Origin of the sequence: Mycobacterium sp. (genome assembly GCF_035633495.1) — a bacterium.
Classification (GTDB): Bacteria; Actinomycetota; Actinomycetes; order Mycobacteriales; family Mycobacteriaceae; genus Mycobacterium.
Window position 1 is genome coordinate 1 of record NZ_DASQEU010000156.1, and the last position, 4,605, is coordinate 4,605.

At 66.3% G+C, this 4,605-nt stretch carries 4 protein-coding genes; 3 read left to right on the top strand and 1 reads right to left on the bottom strand.

Going from position 1 to position 4,605, the window contains the following annotated elements; translation table 11 throughout:
- The 3 genes from pstC to pstB form a co-directional block, all read left to right on the top strand.
- A partial coding sequence (pstC, locus tag VET27_RS23125; protein ID WP_526521936.1) for a phosphate ABC transporter permease subunit PstC occupies positions 1–948 on the top strand: 948 nt, incomplete at its 5' end.
- Entirely contained in the window at positions 945–2,051 is a 1,107-nt protein-coding gene (gene pstA / locus VET27_RS23130; RefSeq protein ID WP_526521937.1) for a phosphate ABC transporter permease PstA, read from the top strand. The genes pstC and pstA, both read left to right, overlap by 4 nt.
- Before the next feature lie 57 nt (positions 2,052–2,108).
- Positions 2,109–2,888: a phosphate ABC transporter ATP-binding protein PstB gene (gene pstB, locus VET27_RS23135; protein ID WP_526521938.1), complete on the top strand. Its 780-nt coding sequence runs from the start codon at positions 2,109–2,111 to the stop codon at positions 2,886–2,888.
- Between the two features lie 94 nt (positions 2,889–2,982).
- Here pstB and VET27_RS23140 read toward each other — a convergent pair whose 3' ends face one another.
- Positions 2,983–3,639, bottom strand: coding sequence for a phosphate signaling complex PhoU family protein (locus tag VET27_RS23140; protein WP_526521939.1), 657 nt, complete (start codon positions 3,637–3,639; stop codon positions 2,983–2,985).
- Positions 3,640–4,605 lie beyond the last annotated feature (966 nt).

The window sequence follows — 4,605 nt, forward strand, 5'->3', positions numbered from 1 at the left end:
ATCTCCGGCAGTTCGGTTCGCCTTGGAGACAGAGTGTTCCGAGGACTGGCGGCCGGGTCCGGCGCGCTGCTCCTGGTGGTGATGGCGGCCATCGCGATCTTCCTGGTCTGGAAGGCGATCCCGGCCTTCACCGACAACTCGGGCAACATCTTCACGACCCAGTCCTGGAACCCGCAGGCGACCCCGCCCTATTTCGGTATGGCCGCTGTCTTCTTCGGCACCGTGATGTCCTCGTTCATCGCGCTGGTCATCGGCGTGCCGATCGCGATCGGTATCGCCTTGTTCATCTCGAACTACGCGTCGCGCCGGGCAGCCACCAGCCTCGGTGCCATGGTCGACCTGCTGGCCGCCGTTCCCTCACTGGTATTCGGCATGTGGGGCCTGTATTTCCTGATCCCCAACACCCAGGGCTTCCAGCAATGGTTGTCGGTGTATTTCGGCTGGATCCCGATCTTCAACAATCAGACGGCGACCACCGCGAGCCAGTTCGGCAAGTCGCTGTTGATCGCCGGCATCGTCCTCGCGATCATGATCATTCCGATTGTCTCTGCGGTCTGCCGGGAGGTGTTCCTGCAGGTGCCCAGGGACACCATCGACGCCGCGTGGGCGCTGGGCGCGACGAAGTGGGAGATGATCCGCACCGCCGTGCTGCCGTTCGGCAGGGCAGGGATCATCTCGGCCGCGATGCTCGGGCTTGGTCGTGCGCTCGGTGAGACCATCGCGGTCGCGCTGGTGCTGAACTCCGGTTTCGTCATCAACTGGCACATCACCGAACCCGGCGGAGACACCTTTGCCTCGACTATCGCCCTGAAGTTCGGAGAGTCCGGCGGCAATCCGGTTGCCATTGCGGCCCTCATTGCGGCCGGCCTGTTCCTGTTCGTCATCACTCTTGTGGTCAACTCGATCGCTCGCATCGTCATCGCCCGCAGGAAGGACTTCACGGCATGAACCGGCCAGCATCCTCCGCGCCCGTCACGACGAAGCCCGATGGCAAGTCACCCGTGCGCACCCATTCCGATCTCGTCGGGGCCAGGCTGCCGAAGTGGGCACCCTACGGTTCGGCCGTTGTCGGCTGGGGTATCGCAGGCGGCATGAAGTTCCTGTTCGGTTGGACCGGCTGGTACACGACGTTCTTCACCGGCGCCGCCCTCTTCATCATCGTGCTGACCGCCTGGTCGTTCTCCGTGGAGGGCCGCCGGAGGGCCAAGGACCGGTTCGCGTCGACGCTGATCTACACATCATTCGTTTGCGCGATCGTTCCTCTCGTGCTGATCCTGAGCTACATCGCGGTGAAGGGCCTCCCCCTTTTCACCCCCGACTTCTTCCTGAAGTCGATGAGCGGGGTGACCAGCAGGCAGGAGGGCGGTGGCATCTATGCAGCGTTGATTGGCACCCTGATCATCGTCGGCATCGCAACGGTCATCGCCCTGCCGATCGGCATCTTCACCGCGATCTACCTGGTCGAGTACGGGCGGGGGAAGTTCGCCAGGGCGGTGACGTTCTTCGTCGACGTGATGACCGGGGTGCCGTCCATCGTGGCCGGCCTGTTCGTCTACACGTTCCTTCTGCTGGGCTTCGGTATGCGGCCGTTCGGTGCGGCCGGCTCGATCGCGCTGGCGATCCTGATGGTCCCGGTGTCGGTGCGGGCGTCGGAGGAGATGCTCAAACTCGTCCCCCGGGACCTGCGGGAGGCGTCCTACGCGCTCGGTGTGCCCAAGTGGCGGACGATTTTGAAAGTCGTTCTGCCTACCGCCATGTCGGGCCTGATCACGGCGTCGCTGCTGGCTGTTGCCCGGGTGGCCGGCGAGACGGCACCGTTGATCCTGCTCGTCGGCTACACGGCGCGGATCAGCTACAACCCGTTCTCCGGCGACATGGCGACGCTGCCCATGATGGTCTGGGACCAACTCGGCAAACGCGCCGGCACCACCTCCAACGACCTCACCGAGGCCCGCGCATGGGGCGCGGCGCTCACCCTGGTCCTGCTCGTCCTGATCCTGAACGTCGGTGCGCGCCTGCTCGCCAGACTGTTCCAGCCCAAGGCCCGTTAACCGCCGTCCCGATCCGGCGACGGCTCGCCCGTCACGAACTGAAAGTTGCAGCCCGCCATGGCAAAGCGCATTGACGTCGATGACGTCAACGTCTACTACAGCGACTTCCTCGCGGTCGAGGGAGCCTCGATCAACATCGCGCCGCTGTCGGTGACGGCCTTCATCGGTCCGTCGGGCTGTGGCAAATCCACCCTCCTGCGGGTGCTGAACCGGATGCACGAGGTGATCCCCGGCGGCCGGGTCAGCGGCTCGGTCATGCTCGACGGGGAGGACCTCTACGGCCCGGGGGTCGACCCGGTGAACGTCCGCCGCACCGTGGGCATGGTGTTCCAGAAGGCGAACCCGTTCCCGACCATGTCGATCTACGACAATGTCATCGCCGGGTACAAGATCTCCGGCGCCCGCAAGAACAAGAGCGAGACGGACGACATCGTGGAACGCTCCTTGAAGGGCGCGAACCTGTGGGAGGAGGTCAAACAACGGCTGAGCCGTCCCGGTGCGGGCCTGTCCGGCGGACAGCAGCAGCGGCTGTGCATCGCCCGCGCGATCGCCGTGCAACCCTCCGTGCTGCTCATGGACGAACCCTGCTCGGCACTCGACCCCATTTCCACGCTGGCCATCGAGGACTTGATCAGCGAACTGAAGGGCAGCTACACGATCGTCATTGTCACCCACAACATGCAGCAGGCCGCGCGGGTCTCGGACCGTACGGCGTTCTTCAATCTCGCAGGCGTCGGCCAGCCGGGAAAGCTCGTCGAGTACGACGACACCACCAAGATCTTCTCGAACCCTCACGAGAAGACGACAGAGGACTACATCTCCGGCCGCTTCGGCTGAGGGCGTCGCGCCGGTTCACCGGCGGACGAGGTCGGCAATGGTCCAGGACCGGGTCTGCCGCGAGGTGCCGGGCAGGACACCACCGTTGCTGTCGTCAGTCGGTCTCGGCGACGCTGCGGTGGCCGGTCACCTGGTAGACGACCCGGTCGGCGATGAGGACGGCGTGGTCGGCGAACCGGTCGTAGAAGCGGCCGAGCAGGCAGGTGTCGATCGCGGCAGCCACGCCGTGCGGCCAGCTGGCGTTGACCGCCGTCGTCAACAATTCCCGGTAGAGCCTGGCGACCTCCGGGTCCTTGGCCGTCACCGCTTCGGCCAGCGCGACGTCACGAGCCCGCAGGGCGATGGCGGCCTGCCCGGCCAGCTCCACCCCGATCTTTCCCATCCGAGCGAACACCGGGCTGATATCCGCTGGTAGCACCGCCTCCGGGTAGCGGCGCAACGTGGCCTGGGCGACGTGGGTGGCCAGCACACGCATGCGATCGACGTCGCCGACGATCCACAACGCGGAGACCACTCGCCGCAGGTCCGACGCGACCGGAGCCTGCAGGGCAAGCAGCTCCACTACCATGTCCTCGGCCCGGCCGCACTGCCGGTCCATATCCGGGGTCTTGGCGATGACGAACTCCGCTCGAGCTCGGTCGGTGTCGCAGACCGAGCTGGTGGCGTGCTCCAGCAGGGCGCCGGCGGACTCGCACATCGCCGCCGTGTGATCCGCCAAGGCGTCCAGCCGCGCATGAAACGCTTCACGCATCAGGTTCGCCCCTCGCCGTCGGGGACCCCGCGGTCGGCGGCGTCGCCCAATGACCAACCTAACGTGCCCGGCCGCATCGGCCCGGCGCAGCGGGCTCGGGGCACCGTGCGTAGTGCGGGTGTGGCGGCGTTGGGTCCAGCGTGTTCGCGGCCGAAGATCGTGGTCAAGTGGAGCGTTCGTTCCGGGCCGCGATGGTCATCAGATCATTGCGAATCGTCGCGGTCGGGGCGCTCCGAATGAGACGCTTGAGCTCACGAATCGCTTTGGCGCGCCGATAGTGCTGTCTCAAAGTCGCTATGACGGTGGATCGTTCGCGGTCGAGCTCGGAATGCTCCCGGTCTGTGTGCTGGTTGGCGGGCGCCCGTTGCCACTCCTCAGGGGCCGGGCGCGAGGTCGTCACAGTGGTTCAGCCCGCAACGGTGACGAGTGCGATTGTGGGCGCAATCACCGACCCAGTGCCGACTGGCGTGACGGCGCGCACGCGATGGGTCGTCGCGATTGCTTCTGGAACTCGCGAGAACCCGAACTCCGGCGGCCGGGCGTGGCCCTGTCTCATCCCACTCACTTGGTCATCCGTCCCCAAGGCGCCCGCCACGATGCGGTCACGTCGGGACCATGTTGCCCCGCCGCGGTGAACGGAAGATGAAAACACCACTACGTGGGGATGAACCCGGCAAATGGGACGCCGTTGTCCGGAGGACTTCCGGGACGCGGGCGTCTTCGGGCACCGCTGCCCGGCGGGGGTCGGGTTGCTCTTCGCGGCCGACGCGAGGAGAACCACGGTCACCCCACTGCCCGCGTGCGGGGGGCGAGCGCGCAGTCGGAAACGGGAATCAACGGGTGCTGATCTGCCGCATGATCGCTGATCGGGCGAACCGCCGGAACCCTGTGCTGCTGCGCTGACGCCACGCCAGCAGGGCGTGGGCCAATCCCAGCTCGGCGGCCTGTTCGGCCGTGACCCGATCG

What these genes read in the sequence shown, in the direction of transcription:
- pstB (WP_526521938.1), top strand. Translation starts at nt 2,109, where the DNA reads ATGGCAAAGCGCATTGACGTCGATGACGTCAACGTCTACTACAGCGAC.
- pstA (WP_526521937.1), top strand. Translation starts at nt 945, where the DNA reads ATGAACCGGCCAGCATCCTCCGCGCCCGTCACGACGAAGCCCGATGGC.
- VET27_RS23140 (WP_526521939.1), bottom strand. Translation starts at nt 3,639, where the DNA reads ATGCGTGAAGCGTTTCATGCGCGGCTGGACGCCTTGGCGGATCACACG.